This is a genomic window from Burkholderia sp. PAMC 26561, assembly GCF_001557535.2.
In the GTDB taxonomy this organism is placed as follows: Bacteria; Pseudomonadota; Gammaproteobacteria; order Burkholderiales; family Burkholderiaceae; genus Caballeronia.
The window spans coordinates 996,709-1,013,614 of sequence record NZ_CP014315.1 but is presented as its reverse complement, the minus strand read 5'-3'; the positions used below and the strand labels follow the sequence as shown (position 1 = coordinate 1,013,614).

Annotated in this window: 18 protein-coding genes; 8 read left to right on the top strand and 10 right to left on the bottom strand. The window is 60.6% G+C overall.

Going from position 1 to position 16,906, the window contains the following annotated elements; genetic code table 11:
- Positions 1-136 precede the first annotated feature (136 nt).
- Together glpK and AXG89_RS39195 are read left to right on the top strand one after the other, a co-directional pair.
- Positions 137-1,636, top strand: a complete 1,500-nt coding sequence (glpK, locus tag AXG89_RS39200; protein WP_062002053.1) for a glycerol kinase GlpK — start codon at positions 137-139, stop codon at positions 1,634-1,636.
- A 73-nt stretch (positions 1,637-1,709) separates the two neighbouring features.
- On the top strand, positions 1,710-2,576 hold the full coding sequence (locus AXG89_RS39195) for an MIP/aquaporin family protein (protein ID WP_197672666.1): 867 nt from the start codon (positions 1,710-1,712) through the stop codon (positions 2,574-2,576).
- Positions 2,577-2,647: 71 nt separating this feature from the next.
- Here AXG89_RS39195 and AXG89_RS39190 read toward each other — a convergent pair whose 3' ends face one another.
- From AXG89_RS39190 to AXG89_RS39180, 3 genes are all read right to left on the bottom strand, one after another.
- On the bottom strand, positions 2,648-2,929 hold the full coding sequence (locus AXG89_RS39190; protein ID WP_075358383.1) for a DUF4148 domain-containing protein: 282 nt from the start codon (positions 2,927-2,929) through the stop codon (positions 2,648-2,650).
- A gap of 475 nt (positions 2,930-3,404) precedes the next feature.
- Positions 3,405-4,109, bottom strand: coding sequence for an MgtC/SapB family protein (locus AXG89_RS39185; RefSeq protein WP_075358382.1), 705 nt, complete (start codon positions 4,107-4,109; stop codon positions 3,405-3,407).
- A 419-nt stretch (positions 4,110-4,528) separates the two neighbouring features.
- A complete protein-coding gene (locus AXG89_RS39180; protein ID WP_236873627.1) occupies positions 4,529-6,004 on the bottom strand; it encodes an aminotransferase-like domain-containing protein in 1,476 nt (491 codons plus the stop codon).
- Between the two features lie 177 nt (positions 6,005-6,181).
- On the opposite strand from AXG89_RS39180, the gene AXG89_RS39175 reads away from it, so the two are divergent.
- Complete coding sequence (locus AXG89_RS39175; protein ID WP_075358381.1) at positions 6,182-6,508, top strand: hypothetical protein; 327 nt, start codon at positions 6,182-6,184, stop codon at positions 6,506-6,508.
- A 248-nt stretch (positions 6,509-6,756) separates the two neighbouring features.
- On the opposite strand, the gene AXG89_RS39170 is transcribed toward AXG89_RS39175, so the two are convergent.
- Positions 6,757-7,218, bottom strand: a complete 462-nt coding sequence (locus AXG89_RS39170) for an MEKHLA domain-containing protein (protein ID WP_075358380.1) — start codon at positions 7,216-7,218, stop codon at positions 6,757-6,759.
- 222 nt (positions 7,219-7,440) lie between these two features.
- On the opposite strand from AXG89_RS39170, the gene AXG89_RS39165 reads away from it, so the two are divergent.
- Entirely contained in the window at positions 7,441-8,355 is a 915-nt protein-coding gene (locus tag AXG89_RS39165) for a glycerophosphodiester phosphodiesterase family protein (protein WP_236873626.1), read from the top strand.
- Positions 8,356-8,391: 36 nt separating this feature from the next.
- Here the strand turns inward: AXG89_RS39165 and AXG89_RS44230 are convergent, their stop codons facing one another.
- Both AXG89_RS44230 and AXG89_RS39160 read right to left on the bottom strand, forming a co-directional pair.
- A complete protein-coding gene (locus tag AXG89_RS44230; protein ID WP_256701103.1) occupies positions 8,392-8,526 on the bottom strand; it encodes a hypothetical protein in 135 nt (44 codons plus the stop codon).
- Positions 8,527-9,417, bottom strand: coding sequence for an NmrA family NAD(P)-binding protein (locus tag AXG89_RS39160; protein ID WP_075358379.1), 891 nt, complete (start codon positions 9,415-9,417; stop codon positions 8,527-8,529).
- A 187-nt stretch (positions 9,418-9,604) separates the two neighbouring features.
- Between AXG89_RS39160 and AXG89_RS39155 the strand changes: the two genes are divergently transcribed.
- Positions 9,605-10,477, top strand: coding sequence for an AraC family transcriptional regulator (locus AXG89_RS39155; protein WP_075358460.1), 873 nt, complete (start codon positions 9,605-9,607; stop codon positions 10,475-10,477).
- A gap of 10 nt (positions 10,478-10,487) precedes the next feature.
- Positions 10,488-11,759 carry an MFS transporter gene (locus tag AXG89_RS39150; protein ID WP_075358378.1) on the top strand — a complete coding sequence of 424 codons (1,272 nt, stop codon included), beginning with the start codon at positions 10,488-10,490 and terminating at the stop codon, positions 11,757-11,759.
- Here the strand turns inward: AXG89_RS39150 and AXG89_RS39145 are convergent.
- Positions 11,756-12,964, bottom strand: coding sequence for an MFS transporter (locus tag AXG89_RS39145; RefSeq protein ID WP_083637866.1), 1,209 nt, complete (start codon positions 12,962-12,964; stop codon positions 11,756-11,758). The genes AXG89_RS39150 and AXG89_RS39145 overlap by 4 nt on opposite strands.
- 112 nt (positions 12,965-13,076) lie before the next feature.
- Here AXG89_RS39145 and AXG89_RS39140 point away from each other — a divergent pair, with 112 nt between their 5' ends.
- Positions 13,077-13,652 carry a TetR/AcrR family transcriptional regulator gene (locus tag AXG89_RS39140; RefSeq protein WP_075358377.1) on the top strand — a complete coding sequence of 192 codons (576 nt, stop codon included), beginning with the start codon at positions 13,077-13,079 and terminating at the stop codon, positions 13,650-13,652.
- A gap of 15 nt (positions 13,653-13,667) precedes the next feature.
- Here AXG89_RS39140 and AXG89_RS39135 read toward each other — a convergent pair whose 3' ends face one another.
- The gene (locus AXG89_RS39135; protein ID WP_062002061.1) at positions 13,668-14,105 is read right to left on the bottom strand and encodes a carboxymuconolactone decarboxylase family protein; all 438 of its coding nucleotides are present in this window, start codon (positions 14,103-14,105) and stop codon (positions 13,668-13,670) included.
- A gap of 135 nt (positions 14,106-14,240) precedes the next feature.
- Here AXG89_RS39135 and pdxR point away from each other — a divergent pair, with 135 nt between their 5' ends.
- Entirely contained in the window at positions 14,241-15,677 is a 1,437-nt protein-coding gene (pdxR, locus tag AXG89_RS39130; protein ID WP_075358376.1) for a MocR-like pyridoxine biosynthesis transcription factor PdxR, read from the top strand.
- 2 nt (positions 15,678-15,679) lie between these two features.
- Here pdxR and AXG89_RS39125 read toward each other — a convergent pair whose 3' ends face one another.
- Positions 15,680-16,294, bottom strand: a complete 615-nt coding sequence (locus tag AXG89_RS39125; protein ID WP_075358375.1) for an FMN-dependent NADH-azoreductase — start codon at positions 16,292-16,294, stop codon at positions 15,680-15,682.
- Positions 16,294-16,764, bottom strand: coding sequence for a GNAT family N-acetyltransferase (locus AXG89_RS39120; RefSeq protein WP_075358374.1), 471 nt, complete (start codon positions 16,762-16,764; stop codon positions 16,294-16,296). Before AXG89_RS39120 ends, AXG89_RS39125 begins: the two co-directional genes overlap by 1 nt.
- Positions 16,765-16,906 lie beyond the last annotated feature (142 nt).

Sequence of the window (16,906 nt, the reverse complement as noted above, 5' to 3'; positions counted from 1 at the left end):
TAAGTTTTCTTTTATTGACAGATACTGGGAAACCACGGTGTCGGAACGCAGTCCGCCCCGAACCGATGGTTAAAACAAGAGGCCGTTAATATCGCCGGGAAGACTAGGCGATTCGTCCAGGAAAGTGGAGAAGACAATGCAGGAGCAATACATCCTCGCGCTCGATCAGGGCACGACAAGCTCACGCGCCATGGTGTTCGATCGCCAGGGAAGCGTGGTTTCAGTCGCGCAAAAGGAATTCGCGCAGATCTATCCCCAGCCGGGCTGGGTCGAACACGATCCGCAGGAAATCTGGTCCACGCAGGCAGGCGTTGCCGCGGAGGCCGTGACGCGTGCAGGGCTCAACGGGGCGTCGATTGCGTCTATCGGCATCACCAATCAGCGCGAGACGACCATTGTCTGGGACCGCGAAACGGGTCATCCGATCTATAACGCGATCGTATGGCAGGATCGCCGCACCGCCGATCTCTGCGATCAGCTCAAGGCGCAGGGTCTCGAAGAAAAGGTTCGCGCAAAGACCGGACTGCCGATCGATTCATATTTCTCGGCGACCAAGATCCGCTGGATCCTCGACAACGTGGAAGGCGCGCGCGAGAAAGCCCGGAACGGACGTCTGGCGTTTGGCACGGTGGATAGCTGGCTCGTCTGGAACTTCACCAAACACGCGCTGCATATCACCGATGTGACGAACGCATCGCGCACCATGCTGTTCAACATCCATACGCTCAAGTGGGACGACGAGCTGCTCGATGCACTTGATATTCCGCGCAGCATGTTGCCGGAGGTGCGGTCATCGTCGGAAGTCTATGGGCCGACGAAGACAACGGTGTTTGCCTCGAAGATTCCGCTGGCCGGCATTGCCGGGGACCAGCACGCTGCCCTCTTCGGCCAGATGTGTACGCAGTCCGGCATGGTGAAGAACACTTACGGCACAGGCTGTTTCCTCGTGATGAACACGGGCGACAAACCCATCGAATCGAGCAACAACCTCGTCACGACCATTGCGTGGCAGATCGGCGACAAGGTCGACTACGCGCTGGAAGGCAGCATTTTCATCGGTGGCGCGGTGGTGCAGTGGCTGCGCGACGGCCTGGGCATCATCAAGACTGCGAAGGAAATCGAAACGCTCGCGCGCAGCGTCCCGCACAGCGACGGCGTGTATCTCGTGCCCGCATTCGCCGGCCTTGGCGCGCCGCACTGGAACGCCCACGCACGCGGCACGTTGTTCGGCGTGACACGCGGCACGACCTCTGCACACCTTGCGCGCGCGGCGCTGGAGAGCATCGCGTATCAGTCAATCGATGTATTGAAGGCCATGGAAGCCGACTCCGGCATGCGCATCGGGGAATTGCGCGTGGACGGGGGAGCCGTGGCCAATGACCTGCTGATGCAATTCCAAGCCGATATCCTCGGTGTCGATGTGGTGCGCCCGCAAATCAGCGAGACGACCGCACTCGGCGCGGCCTATCTTGCCGGGCTCGCCGTGGGGTACTGGAAAGATGTGGATGAGTTGCAGAGCCAGTGGAAGCTCGACCGGCGTTTCTCGGCGGCCCTTCCTGCCGAAGACGTCAGGCGTCACATGCAGGGGTGGCACCGCGCGGTGGACGCCGCCAAGGTCTGGGCTGACGCGTCCTGACCCTGCCTTCATCCGGGTGAGCGGATCGCCCGGATGACAGCCACTGCATTAATCTTTCCCGGAGCAATCTCTAGTGTCCTCTACCGCAATACCCTTCACGAAAAAACAATGCATCGGAGAACTAATTTCCGAGGCGGTCGCGGTTTTCATCGTCATCGCGTTTGGTGATTCCGTCGCGTGCATGTACACCCTCTATGACCCGAGCCCTTACGCGAACGCATATTGGGGCGTCTGCATTTCTTGGGGACTGGCGGTCACGCTTGCCATCTATGTCACGGGGTCGATATCCGGCACGCATGCAAATCCGGCAGTCACGCTTGCGCTTGCCTTGTTCCGCGGCTTTTCGTGGAAGAAGGTCGTGCCTTACTGGGCGGCGCAACTGCTTGGCGGCATTCTTGGCGCGGTGATCGTGTATGCATTGTTCGGACCGGTCATCGACCATTACAACCTGACGCATCATCTGACGAGGGCGGAAGGCGGGGCCGCCGGGGTGTTCTTTACGCATCCGGGCCTGGCGGTCACGCCCATGCACGCGTTCTCCAACGAGGTCATTCTCACTGCGCTGCTGCTCTTCGGCATCTTCGCGATTACCGAGCAGTTCAACGAAATGGCGCCGCAAGCCAATTCGGGCGCGCTCATGATCGGCCTGCTGGTAGCGATCCTGGGTTCATCGATGGGATATCTCGAAGCATGGGCCATGAACCCCGCACGCGATCTCGGTCCGCGACTGTTCGCCTACTTTGCAGGCTGGGGATCGTCGGCGCTGCCGTCGCCCGACAACTACTGGTGGATTCCGGTGGCTGCGCCCTTGCTTGGCGGTGTGATTGGCGGCGGGGCTTATCAGTTGCTTATCTATCCCTTCCTGCCGGCCAGAACAAAGGCGAAAGCGATGCCCCTGGAAAAACGCGACAATGCTGCCGCTCAAGGACAACGCACTTGAGCGTGTCCTCGGCGGTCTGAGGATCTGGCGCCGAACGTCGATCCGTTTGGCGCCAATTCAATCAATGCCGGTCACTGATTGCCGGCGGGGCTGCTGACCGGAGACACGGATGTTCCCGTGTCCGATACACCGCCATAGGCGCTTGCGCCATTACCGGCGTGTACACGCGCTTCAGCGGCCTGGATATCCGACGGGTAAGTAGCGTCCTGCGAAACCGGCCGATACCCCGCGCTTTCAAGCTGGACCAGATCTGCGCGTACTTCCGCACGGGTAACCGGCTCGGCCGTTTGCGCAAACGACACAACTGGCGTGGCCAATGCAACGGCCAGCGTTGCGTAGATAAGTGTTTTCATGATGGTCTGCCTCTATGCGAATGAAACGTGCGGCTTCGCTCGGCGTGAAAGAAGCCCATGGTCATGCGCTGTTCAACCCGCGATGACCATGACTCGATTCTGAGGGACTCACGCTGACCTGATGCTGACGCCAAAATGACAAGGACGCCATGTTGCGGCAGATGAAGGCTTGAAACAAGGGATCTGTAATCGCGGTGCAGCGCTCAGCGCGGGGCGATCAACGCGTCAGCGCTTATCGTCTGCCGATTCACGCCGCGAGTGTTTGCGCGCGTCGAAGATGCCCCAGATTGCTATCGACAGTCCGATTCCAAACCCGCAAGCCAACAACACGTAAGTGCTCATCCGCAACCTTGAAGAATGTGAGGCGGCGCTCGAAAAAGTCTGCGCCCGGATGTCACGCACCAATGGCGACATCGTCGGACTGATACTACCGATTCATTCTTTCAAAACGCATGCCGTGGTCTATCCGCTGGAGTCAGTCGGTCACCGGAACCGTATCGAGCCCTGCCCAGCTCACACTCGAGACCCCTTTGTCCATGCTGAGCCGGCTCGCAACCGCTTCGACTTTCGATTGAAACTTGGGGTGCGTTTCAAGCGTGGCAATGACCTCGACGCGTCTGGATTCATCGTCGATATCGCGGCTGCTCAGCCCCTGAAACGAGAACGGTGCAGACACCATGGAATTGGTGATGAGCGCGCGGACATTCACCTCGTCCTGCTCACGGCAGACGACGGTCAGCACGTACTTGCGCAAAAGATCGGCGGACGCGACCGGCGCGGTATTGATGGCACGCCCCACTTCTCGCAGCACGGTATTGATGAAAAGGATCACCGCCGTTCCCGCAAGCGCAGGACCATAGTGTCCCGCGCCGCACAGCACGCCCACCGCAGCGGAACACCATAACGTAGCCGCCGTATTGATGCCCTGGATAGCACCCTGCTCGCGCATGATGACGCCGCCACCAAGGAAGCCGACACCGGACACCACGTACGCCGCGATCTGCGTAAGGGTGGTCGTGCCGTTACCGGTCATCGCGCCGAGCAGCACGAACAGGCACGCACCGCACGTGACGAGCGTGATGGTGCGAAGTCCGGCGGTGCGCTGGCGCATTTGTCTTTCAAGACCAATGCCGATGCCACAGGCCAATGCCGCGAGGAGAGGGAGAAGATAATCCAACATGAGCGATTCTTTAACTTGTATTGTCGCGCGGGTATTCCCGGTCCGCGGCAACGCGGACCCAGCGCCACCGTATTGACTGCGTATGACAGTCAAATGACAGCGGGCAAACCAATGCCCGGAACGTGGCTGATCACTGCGCCAAATAAACGCGCAGATAGAAAGTACACGGGCGAGGTATGAAGACGCGCACCGTCTGCCTGCTGGCAGGACGGCGGCTCGAGATAAAAGCGTGGGTCCTGCCGGTCAGGCAGCGAGATACTTCGAAGGTCGATTACTGCAAGTGTCCAAGGCGTCAGCCCCAATTTTTACGATGCCCGGATTTTAGGCAGCCGCGAAGCGGCACGTCAACCTTGATTGTGAGGCCCCAAGGAAATTCCAGGCCTGCGGTCGAATGGCGAAACACGCGAGAAGCGCGACAGCTAATGCGCTTCCAGGGCCAGTCGTCCGAGACGCTGGAACGCGTCGTCCAGGGTCTGATCGAAGGGTTGCGGGCAACTCAAGCGAATGAAGGAGGCAAAGCGCCGCGAGTTCGAGAATATGGTCCCTGGCGCGATGCGAATCCCTTCCGCGAGCGCAGCTTCGAAAAGACGTTCCGAGTCCGTACCCGAAGGCAATTCCACCCATAGCAAAACGCCGCCCGCCGGCGCGCTCAGCCGTGTACCGGATGGAAAATACCGCGCAATGGCTTCCGCGGTCGCAATCCGTTGAGTCACGAGGCGCTCACGCAGTTGAAACAGATGCCGGTCATAGGCCCCTGAACCCATGAACTCGGCAGCGACCAACTGGGACAAGGCTTCATTGTTCCGGCTTTGCGAAAACTTAAGCATCTTTACGCGTTCGTGCCATCGGCCGGCAGACATCCATCCCAGCCGCATGCCGGGCGCCAGCACCTTGTTCAGCGACACGCAATGAATCACCCCGCCGCTTTTGTCCCACGCTTTAAGGGGTTTGTGCTGGTCGGGTTCATCGAGCAGTTCGCGGTAGGGATCGTCCTCGATCAGTGCGACCTTGTGCTGAGCGCAGAGTCGCACAAGCTCGACCTTGCGGTCATCGGGCATATTGCAGCCAAGCGGATTTTGCAAATGCGGCACGACGACCAGCGCCTTGATATTTCCATAAGCACGAAATGCCATTTCCAGCGCTTCGATGGATATCCCCGTGGACGGGCTGGTAGATATTTCAAGCGCCCGGAGCCCAAGACTCTCGATAATCTGCAAGACACCGAAGAACGCCGGTGATTCGATGGCAACCGTATCGCCGGCCTGCGTGACCGCGCGCAGCGCGAGATTCACCGCTTCCACACCGCCGTTGGTGACGACCACCTCTTCCGGCGACACCACCACCCCGGAAGAAAGCGCTCTCCTGGCAACGGCTTGCCTGAATGACGCGCCGCCGGAATCACGCCCGGACTCGGTGAGCAGCGTCGGTTTCTGGCGCAGGAGTTTGATGGTGAGTGCTTGCAGGCGCGCTGTGGGATAAAGCGCGGCCGCGGCAGTCGCCCCACCCAGATTCAACGCGTCAGGATATTGCTGCGCCAACGCAATGACCTTCGATATGGATTCATGCAACCCGACAAAGTGCGCCTCGCCGGGTGATGCGGTATTAGCCGGTTCATCCACGCAAGGTAAGGACGGACTCGTGCGCCTTCGCACGAAATACCCTGAACGCGGTTTCGCTTGCAGCCAGCCCGCGTCCTCGAGCCGACGGAACACTTGAAGCGCCGTTGAGAGACTGACGTGATGCCGTGTCATCAGCACCCGCACCGAAGGCATGCGATCGCCCGGCGCCAGCGTTCCGGACGTGATGACCCGGCGATAATGCTCGGCAAGGCGCTCGTAGAGCGGCTCGCCTGCCATTGGAAGGTCGCGCGGCAGAATGTCTGAAGACGTGGTCATGTGCTCATGCTGCCGGTGCGCGAGTGCGTGCGCCAGATACAGACGCGCCAATTATTGACGGATACAGATCAACGAATCATGATCTGTTGCGCAACAGATTCTACCGCGCTGAGTCTGTCGCACAAGCGTGCCGGCCAATAAGCTCGAAGGTGTTCAAGCCTTTAGCGAGCTTATGTCATGAAGACCGTCCATTTGCATTCCGGTGAGATCCACGCCAGCCGTCAACGCGCGGGAACGCAGCTCGTTGCAGTGCACGGCGCGGTGCGTTTGACGTATCGCGATCCTTCGCTCGACTGGCTCATGGATTTATGGCCTCGCGTTTGCGTCCGTCTTGAAGAAGGCAATGCCCATGTCATTTCCTGCAACGCCTGGGTCGAAGTCGATCCGGTCGGGGATACTGCGGTCGTGGGCTTGCTTGAGAAACCCGACGGCATCGGCATATCCATCGAAAAGCTTCGCGCGTGGCTCAAGGAGAAAACCTGCTCGTCGTGTGCCAAGGCTTAGCGCCCAGCCAATGCCCGGAATACTTTGATGCGCGCGAGATGCGGCCGGCGCAACACCGACATGCGACGCGTCCTTACGGCACTCGGCGACCAAACATCTTGCGAACCGATCGCGCTTTGCCGAAGCGGTCGGTTGGCGGAACTAGCAGGTAATATCCGCCGCTTGTGCTCGTCGGCTGTTGCTGGCGAGTGCAAGACTGCCATTGCCAATTTCAGATCAACGCCTGCCAAGTTGGCCTCGCCGCCCAGTCAAACGTCCTTCCATTGACGATAGGTCGCCGCCTGCCCGCGATACACACCGTCATCATCGATCAGGTTCCAGACCGTCACGTTCTCGATCCAGAACCGCCTGCCCGACTTTGCAATGCGGAGGCCGCGGTAACCGCTTGCATAGCCCTTGGTGCGTACCGATTCCAGCAAGGCGTCGCGCTCGTCGCGATCAGGATGTTCAGCCGACAAACGCGAACGCAACGCTGTAAATTCGCTCCATGAGTACTCGAAGCACTTTTGTGCCGCGCGATTTGCGTACACGAAGCGCGGGTCCGCGTCGGTGTCATGTGCGACGACGCAAAACGGCGCGTCTTCGTATAGCCACCGAGCGGCATCTTCCTGCAATGCATTCTGATCGATCAAAGGTGTACCGACAACGCGAAGATGGCTGCTGACGAGCAACTTGCAGAAATCGGGATCGAGGGCTAACAACGTTGTCATGGGTCAAGTCCGCCAAGAGGTTTCTCCGCCTACATTATTGCGCACCCTTGGAAAAATGCTCTGGCAGCCAGAAGTTGCGAATCGAAAACCGCATTTTCCATCTCAATATAAAGTCTTGACAATCAGCCCTTGCTTCACAGTGAAAGGACTATAGTGTCCTTGGCTCATCTGAAATATTTGTTCTGGATAACAAATCAATTTATTTGTTCGGACGACAAAATAATGAAACCAGTCACTTTCAAACTCATGAACGCAGCCGCACTTTTTGTATTGACCGCACTGCCGGCAACGGTGGCGCTCGCGGCCCCTTTGATCGTCGCGCATCGGGGCGGTGCTGGCGACATGCCTGAGAATACGCTTCAGGCATTTCACGCAGCGCTCGATAACGGCGCGGATGTATTGTGGATGACCGTGCAGGTGACGAGAGACGGCGTTCCAGTGCTGTACCGCCCCGGCGATCTTCGCGAACTGACGGATGGGCGTGGGCATATTGACGACATCACACTAGGCAAGATAAAAAAACTCAACGCGGGTTATTCCTTCGAGTCGAAAGACGCGTCGGGCAAGATCACTTACCCATATCGTCACACGCCGCTGCGTATCCCCACTCTGCAAGAAGCGTTGAAAACTGTTCCTGCGTCCGTGCCGATCATGCTCGACATGAAACAAACGCCGGTCGCGCCCCTCGTGATCGCCGTCGCACGAATTCTTGAGGAGTCCAACGCGTGGTCGCGCGTGCGCCTTTATTCCACCGACGCAGAAGCCATCCAGAAAATGAGGTCTTACCCGAACGCGCAAGTGTTCGAAACGCGCGATGCGACGCGAGACCGTCTGCTCAACCTCTCGCTGGGCGGTACCTGCGACAACCCGCCGCCCGCCGGAAGCTGGGTGGGTATCGAGTTGCGCAGACAGGTCGAGATAGTCGAGCGCTTTGCGCTTGGGACCGGCGTGTCAAGGGTCTACGCCAAATGGTGGACGCCCGCCGCCGTGAAATGCTTCAGGACGAACGGGGATGTGAAGATCGTGGTGTTCGGCGTGGACTCGGCCGAAGCATACGCAACGGCGACGAATCTGGGAATCGATGCGGTCATGACAAATTCACCGCGCGCGATGCGTGTGGAAAAGACGCCGCGCTAAAACCCGTGGCTCGCCTTTCATCGGGACGCGGCCGCATCAAAAGAAGATGAAGTCATCGTTGCTATCAGGAATGGCGTCGATCACTTGCTGCAACCGGCGGCCGCCGAACCATCCGGCAAGCACGATCACAAGGGCGAGGCACATGCGTGCAAGCATGGATTGCTTGCACATTTAACGCGCTGCCGTTGCGTTCGAAGGCAGGATCGAAGCCAGCACTTCGGCTAATTCCGTCGTACCGAAACGCCGTTCGCTGTGCGCCTCGACGTCAATATGGCCCGCATTGTGCGTGTCGTACAGCTCCGTTATGAGCGTTGCGTGGTCCGCGCTCAAGCCAGCGCGATGCAGCGTTGGCGTCCATTGTTCCCGCGGCAGCTCGTGCGCTTTGATCTCCCGGCCGATGACTTCGCTCAGCGTGCAGGCGACATCGAGTGCGCTGACGCGTTGGGGACCTTCCACGCTCACCGTGCGCAGCCCGTCGGCGTAGCCGTGATCGAGCAGCAGTTGCGCCGCAAGCCGCCCGACGTCCTGAGCGGCGACCGTCGGAAAGCGTTTGCTCAGCGGATGATGCAATGAAGGCAAGATCCCCGTCGATAAAACCACCGGCAGCACCCGCGCCCAGTTCTGCATGTGCTCGGCGGCACGCAACAGCGTCAGGTTTTGCATCACCGGCTTCAACTGGTTTTCCAGCGCGTGAAAAAGCATGGTGATGCCCGTGCCGCTTTCCAGCTCTGCGCCGTAGTCGGACAACGCAAGGACCCGCGACGGTGGATTGGCGCGCAAGGCCTCGACGGTCATGTCGATCATGCGATGCATGGAAGCGGCCGGATGCGGGTCGCCGACTGGCACCGGGCAAAGGATCTGCACCGCGTCGGCGCCGCGAAGCACGTTCGAAACCGACGCTCGGTCCAGCAAGTCTGCGAGTGCAATTTCACATCCGAGTTGCGCCAGATCCGCGCCCTGTTGCTCGTTCCTGACCACCGCCCGGACCGCATGCCCCGCGCCGCGCAATGCAGCCGCCGTCGCCTTTCCCACGTTTCCCGATGCTCCAAAAATCACGATCATGCGCCGCTCCGTTTGTTTGCCTGAATGCTGGCATCGTAGGAAAGAACGGCACTCATGGCGCGCACGCATGGATGACAATGCGCAGAACCGGATGATTGTTTTGTGCCTTGCATCATGGCTTCGACTATCAAGCGAACCCGCGGAAAACCACGCACAATGCAGCCTGCCTCTCGCTGAAGGAGTCGTCATGAACACAGCAACGCCGCAACCCAATAGTTCGCGGGTCAATCTGCGCTCCAGCAAAGACCACGGCTGGACTGGTTTTGGCGCGGCGTTGCTCGGTGTATCGGCAGGTGTGCATCGGATTCCCGCGATGCCGCATCACAGGGTCGGCGTCCATGTCGGGCCACCGGTCGTGGCGCGTTGCGTCACGAGCGAATACCGGCTTTCGCGCGTGCAGGCGCACGGCGATGCCGACGTGATCCCGGCAGGACTCGAAGGTCAATGGACGGACGAATCCGACTGCACGATCCTGAGCATCTGGATAAGCGAGCCGTTTGCCGGCAGAACGCTGGAACAACTCGACCTGCGCCCGAGCCGTGCGCAGATTCGTCCGCAGCTTCAGATGCGCGATCCACGTTTCCAGCATCTCGCCTGGGCGTTGCGCGCCGAACTCGAAGCCGACGATTGCTCCGACCCGTTGTATGCCGAAAGCCTCTGCACCGCGATGGTCGTGCGTCTTGTCGATGGCGGCGTGACGAGCGCAGCGCTCGAAAACAAGCGCCGCACACTGGCGCCGAAAACGACGGCGAGGATCGTCGAGTTCATTGAAGACAATCTGGATCAGCGCCTGACGCTGGGTGACCTCGCCGCGCTCGCGCAGCTCAGCGTTCCGCATTTCAAGGTCTTGTTTCGTGAAACGCTCGGTTTGCCCGTGCATCGATATGTCATTGAACGGCGCGTGGAACGAGCAAAGGCGCTGCTGATGCAAGGCAAACTCAGCACCAGCCAGATCGCGCTCGATACGGGGTTCGCGCATCAAAGCCATATGGCGCACTGGATGAACCGTCTGCTTGGACTCACGCCGCGCGAAATCGCGAAGGCTCGCGGGGAAGCATGACCATTTGCGAATGAGCGATATCGAGAACACATCCCGCGCATCGACATCCGCGTACAACGCCGATTTCGGCCTGTGGGCGCTCACCTTCAGTTACGTGCTCAGCCAGTTTTTCCGCAGCTATGTGGCGGTGATCTCGACGCAGCTCATCGGTGATTTTCACTTCACGCCGCAAATGTTCGGCTGGTTCTCGGGCGCGTTTTTTCTCGTCTTCGCGGCGGCGCAGATTCCCGTCGGCATACTCTTCGACCGCTTCGGAGTGCGTTATCCGACGGCCGTGCTGATGAGCATAGGTACGGTGAGCGTCGCTTTGTTATCCGTGACCGAGGATCCCGTTCTCGCGATCGTCGCACAGGCGGGAATCGGGCTCGGATGCGCGCCGGTCTTCATGGGTTTGCTGAACCACGTGCTGCGCAATAGCGAAGGCGGCAGTCCGCGCAGCGTTCGCGCGGTTACCGCGGTTACTACAGCGAGTGCAATCGGCATGATCGGCGGCTTGCTGGCGGCGTTTCCGCTGAGCCGCGCAACATCGGTTTATGGATGGCGGCCGGTGATGGGGTTATCGGCGATGTTCATGCTGATCGCGACGCTCGGCATCATGTTTTTCGTGCGTCGTCGTGAACATAGCGCTTCCTACGCGGTTCGCGCGGCCGGAGCAGCGGCAGCATCGGGCAACAAGAAAGGCATGTGGACCTTGATGCCCGTATGTCTTGCCATGTCGGTGGGCGCGACGTTTCGTACGTCATGGGGCGGCCCCTATCTCGCCGATGTATTCGGCTTCGACGTCATCGCCCGGGGCAATGCCATGACCATCACGAGTGTTGCGGGGATCGCAGCGTCCTTCTCCATTCCGCTGCTCGTGCGGCGAATGGCGCCGAAAACGCTGACGCTCGGATGGCTTGCGGCCGGCGTGTGTGCCGCGCTCGTGCTGGCATCGACACCTGCGCAAAGCCCGGTCATCAGTGTCGGCGCGATCTGCCTGCTGCTGTCAGTAGGCGCGATTCATCCGCTCGTGATGTCGCAAGCGCGCGGCATCATCGCGCCCGCGAAACTCGGGCTTGGTCTCGGGTTGCTGAACAGCCTCGTGTTCCTGGGCGTGGCGCTGGCAAGCAGCATCTTCGGAATGATCGCGGAGCATGCGCGTCATGCGGGGTTATCGAGCGCGGACTTGTTTTCGCGCTTGTTTCTGGTCACGGCCGTGCCGCTCGTGATCGGCGCGATTGCTTACTGGTTCAGCCCAACGGGGCCCGGCCCGACGGGGCCTGCGGCGCGTAAGAGCGGTTAGCTCCCCTCACGCGCCATCCTCGCGCCCTTGTTTAGGCCGCTCGCAACCACAGTCATTGCGGCGAGCACGACGAGCGCGGTGCCGTACACGTCGGTCGTCAGCCGCAAGCCGACCACATGGGCCATCGTACCTGCGAGGATTGCCGGCACACTGAAGGCCAGATAACTCAGCACGTACAGCGCCGCCATCAGCCCTGCGCGTTCATGCGCCTCTGCGAGTGGTAATACCGAGCGCAACGCGCCCTGGAACGCCGCGCCAAAACCCATCCCCGCAATGATCGTCCCGACAAAGAAGATTCCCGCGTTGCCCGTGTGCACGCCGGTCAGGGTGATAAGCAAGCCAGCCGCCAGCACGATTGCGCCGGTCAGCAGCAAGCGCAACGTGCTCATGGAGCGCAAGAGCATGACGGCGGCGAGACCCCCGGTGGTCAGCGCGAACACGACCCAGCCGCCTGTGGTGGCATCGTCGGCGCCGGTGACAGCGCGCGCAAGCGATGGTCCGAGCGACAAATAGAAACCACCGAGCGCCCACACCGCAACGTTGACCGGCGCAATGCGCAGCAACGCCCCGCGCGCCGCCAGTGGAACCCGCACACGCGGAACCAGTGACGCGAGCGTGCCCGGAAGCCTGCTCACGGTTTCGGGCAGCACCAGCACCCAGGCCGCCTGCACCACGAACAATGCAACCAGCACCAGATAGACCAGCCGCATGGGCGCCGGCGCATATTCCACCAGCATGCTCGATCCGAGCGCACCCACGCCCATGCCGAAGAGCGGCGACAAGGTATTGACCAGGGAGCCGCGCGTAGGGCTTGCATCGAGGATCGCGGCGCCCAGCGCGCTTGTCGCCGCGCCGGTCGCGAAGCCCTGCAGCACGCGCGCGAGGATCAGGATGCCGACGCTGTGGGCATCGGTGAAAACAAGCATCGCCACGACTTCCAGCGCGATCCCGCCGATGATCACCGGACGCCGGCCAATGTGATCCGACAGCGCGCCCGTTGTCAGCAGCGCGGCCAGCAAACTGAACGCATAACTGGCGAACACGAGCGTGACCATGGCGGACGAAAATCCCCACGCCTCCTGGTACACCCTGTAAAGCGGCGTAGGGGCGCTGGATGCCGCGAAAAAGGTGGCCGAGGCGAACGCATAGAGCCCCAGCGCCTGGGACGACGAACGGGACGAACTCGGACTGGTATCGATAGCCATTGCACACTCCGTCGAATAAACGCAAAATAATTGCTTTAGCGGATTGTGCGCGTTGTCCGGCGTTAATGCAACGTTTTAGCTTTAACGCTGGTTCGCAGCAGGAGTGGAGCACATGGCAGCACGAGAAGGTTTGCGGCCCGGCGGCAGAAGCGCGCGGGTTCAGGAGTCGGTCCACCGGGCGGTCAACGGCTTGCTGGCGGAAATGCCGCGCGACGCGATCACCGTGCCGCAGATTGCGGTGCGGGCGGGCGTGACGCCGTCGACCATTTACCGGCGTTGGGGCGACCTGCAAACCCTTCTCGCCGATGTCGCCGTGCAGCGTTTCTACCCCGACAACGGTCCCGCCGATACCGGTTCGCTGCAAAGCGATCTCGCAACGTGGGCGCAGGGATACCAGGACGAGATGTCATCGGCGCCGGGCCGTGCGATGACCCGCGACGTGCTCGCGGGAATGAACGCCGACGGCAGCGGCCCTGCGTGCCAGTGTGCGGCTATTACGCGCTCGCAGGTTCAGATGATCCTGGAGCGCGCGGTCGAACGCGGCGAAGTGCCGCCGGCGTTGCACGATGTAATGGACAGCGTGGTCGCGCCGATCATGTACCGGCTGCTTTTCGACGATGAACCCATCGACCCCGCCTTCGCCCGCACGCGCGTGGCCTTGTTGCTGGACGCACGCGCGGAAGCTTAAAACGCTGACACGACGTTATTCAGGCATCTTGCGAAACGCGATCGCAAAGCGGTTCCAACTGTTGATCGACGTGATCAGCAACGTCAGGTCGGTCAATTCCTTGTCGTCGAAATGCGGGCGGACGGCTTCCCAGACAGAATCCGGCACGTGATTCTGCGCGACCAGCGTCAGCGCTTCGGTCCACTCCAGCGCAGCGCGTTCGCGCTCGGTGAAGAACGGCGTTTCGCGCCATGCCGAGACCGTCGCCAGACGGCGTTCGGATTCTCCAGCCTTGCGCGCGTCGGCCACGTGCATATCCAGGCAAAAAGCACAGCCATTGATCTGCGATGCACGCAAGCGCACCAGTTCCTTCAGGATCTGTTCGAGCGGGCTCTTGTTGATCTGTTCTTCAACGCCCATCAAGGCTTTGATGTCGGCGGGATTGGATTTGTAGAAATCAAGACGGGAAGTCATGAAACGCTCCTGGGAAAAGTCAGTCATTCGTGATTGATTTTGCTGGCGCGGGTATCGCTGTATCGGGCCACAGAAGTAGTATGCGAAAATCATGGCCTGCCTAGAAGAGCCAAGAATCATCACAATGACTAGTCCATGAAGCCCGCGTTACCGAAGCTCGAGCTGGATATCGATCGTGCGCTTTCCGTGCCGGTTTATCTGCAGATCTGCACGCGATTCAAGACCGCGATCGCGCAAGGGCATCTGCGCTCCGGTGATCGCGTGCCTGCGGTGCGCGGCCTCGCGATGGAACTGAACGTGGCGCGCGGAACGGTGGAGATGGCCTACCGGATCCTCGCCGATGAAGGGTATCTGCAGGTTCGCGGCGCGGCAGGAACCATTGTTTCGCCAGCGCTGCCAGTTTCGGCAAGCGGCACCCGGCGTGCAGCGGGCAAACCTTTGCCGGCAGCGGCGCCTGCGTTGTCGCCCTATGGCAGCGGCGCACCTCGGCCGTATCAACTGGGCTTGCCCGCAATCGATGCATTCCCGCGCAAGGTCTGGAACCGGCTGGTCGCGCATCGGCTGCGCAGCGGCGACGCAACCGCGTTTGCGTACCCTGATCCTGCCGGCTTCTGGCCATTGCGCGAACGGATCGCCACTTACCTGGGGTTGTCGCGCGGAGTCGAATGCGTGCCCGAGCAGGTCTTCGTCACGACGGGTTATCGTGCGACGCTCGAACTCGTATTGCGCAGTCTCGCCTCGCCCGACGATGCCTTCTGGTTCGAGGACCCCGGCTACATTCTCGCCCGCCGTTTCCTGCTCGAAGTGAATGCGCGGCTCGTGCCCGTTCCCGTCGATGCACACGGCATCTCGGTCGAACGCGGCCTCGCCCTCAACGCGAATGCGCGCTTCGCGGTAGTCACGCCATCGCATCAAAGTCCGACGGGCGTGACGTTATCGCTGGAACGCAGGATGGCATTGCTCGACTGGGCGAAAGCCAACGGAAGCTGGGTGATCGAAGACGATTACGACAGCGAGTTCCGTTATGCGGGCCGACCACTTCCCGCGCTGAAAAGCCTGGATCAGCACGACCGCGTGATTTATAGCGGCACGTTCAGCAAGGTGATGTTCCCTGGATTGCGGCTCGCGTATGTGGTCGCGCCGGTCAGCGCAACGCAGCGTTTTCACGAAGTCTGCGCAAGCATGAACGCGGGGTCCCCCTATCTCCTGCAAGCAAGCGTGACCGACTTCATGGCGGAAGGCCACTTTGCGCGGCATCTGAAGAAGATGCGTTTGCTATACGCGCATCGCCGGGAAATCACCGCGCGCGCCCTTGCCGAAGTGTTCGGCGAGCGCCTCGCCATCGATCTCCCGCCGGGAGGCTTGCAGATGGCGGCGCATTTCGTCGACGGCACGGACGACGTAGCGGTGGCCGGCCGCGCCAATCCCAAGGGCTTTGGCGAACAGGCGTTATCGCGCTGGTATATGGGCGTGCCGTCGCAAAGCGGTTTGGTGCTGGGGTTTGCCAACATCGTCGACGAAGATCAGGCGATGCGCCGCGCGCACGAACTGAAGCGTGCAGCCGACGCGTAGATCTATGCGGAAACCGACGCGACCGTGTTGAACGGCGCATGCATCAGCAAAGCGTTGCGAGCCTCCAATAATGCTTTGGACACCGCAACATCGCCGCCAACCAGGCCTTGCATCAGAACGAAATTCACGCTGCGAATGCCGATGGATTCCAGTGCGTACCGAAGATAAGGCGTGAGGAAATCCGGCTGCCGGGCGCGTTCGCCACTATGAAAACCACCTGAGCCCACCAGCACGAAAGTCGGCCGGTCCCGCATCAGTCCGACCTTGCCGTCCGGCGTCGATGTGAACGTCCGGTTGATCCGCAAGACGTGATCTATCCAGAGTTTCAGCGCGGCCGGGACCGTAAAGTTGTGCATGGGCGTGGTGATGATCAGAAGGTCGGTGTCCTCGACTTCTCGAATGACGCGCTCGGACCAGCCGAAGGCAGCGTCCTGCGAGTTTCCCGATGTCACCGCCGTTGCATAATCACGGCCGATCGGCGGCAGCGGATCAGCGACCAGATCCCGTTCAGTGATCTGCTGGTCGTGTGCCCCGAGCGTGCCGACCATTTCCCGTGCAAGGCGATACGCGTGGCTGGCTTCGCCATGCGGGCTGCTGTTCAACAAGAGCGCGCGCATCAGCGTGTCCTCGCCGGTGATGACGGCAAAGCGGGCTCCAGTGATTCGACGAAATGCATGCCTTTCGCCAACAGCCCTTGCCGATAATAAAAGCGCTGCGCGAGCGCCATGTGCAGGCCGGTATCGAGTACGAAGTGATCGCAACCCGCCTCTTGCGCGATCCGGCGGACCTGCGCCAGCAACTCGCCGCCCACGCCTGAGCGTTGCAGACGCGAAGTCACGACGAGGTCATCGACATAAACGAACCGCCCATAGATCAGGTTCTCCACGAACCGGTAACCCGCAAGTCCGACGGGTGCTTCGCCATGGTTCGCCGCAAGCAGCCGATAACCCTGCGCAAACTGCCGATTGACCTGCCTCGCAAAGGCATCCGAAGTGGTGAGATGCGGACGCAATTCCTGCATCACGCTGAAGGCTTCTGTCAGTTCGGCGGGACCTTCGAGATGTTGAAACGCGGTGGAATGGATCATGGGATTCCTTCAAAGAGGAATTCACGATAGCCCGTTACGACGCGGTCTTACAGAGCCAAAAACATGCGAAGAGACTAGGACATGATCATTGGACTCAGGCTTGGTCCGGTTATCTCGTTAATCACAAAATAAATCCCCGAAC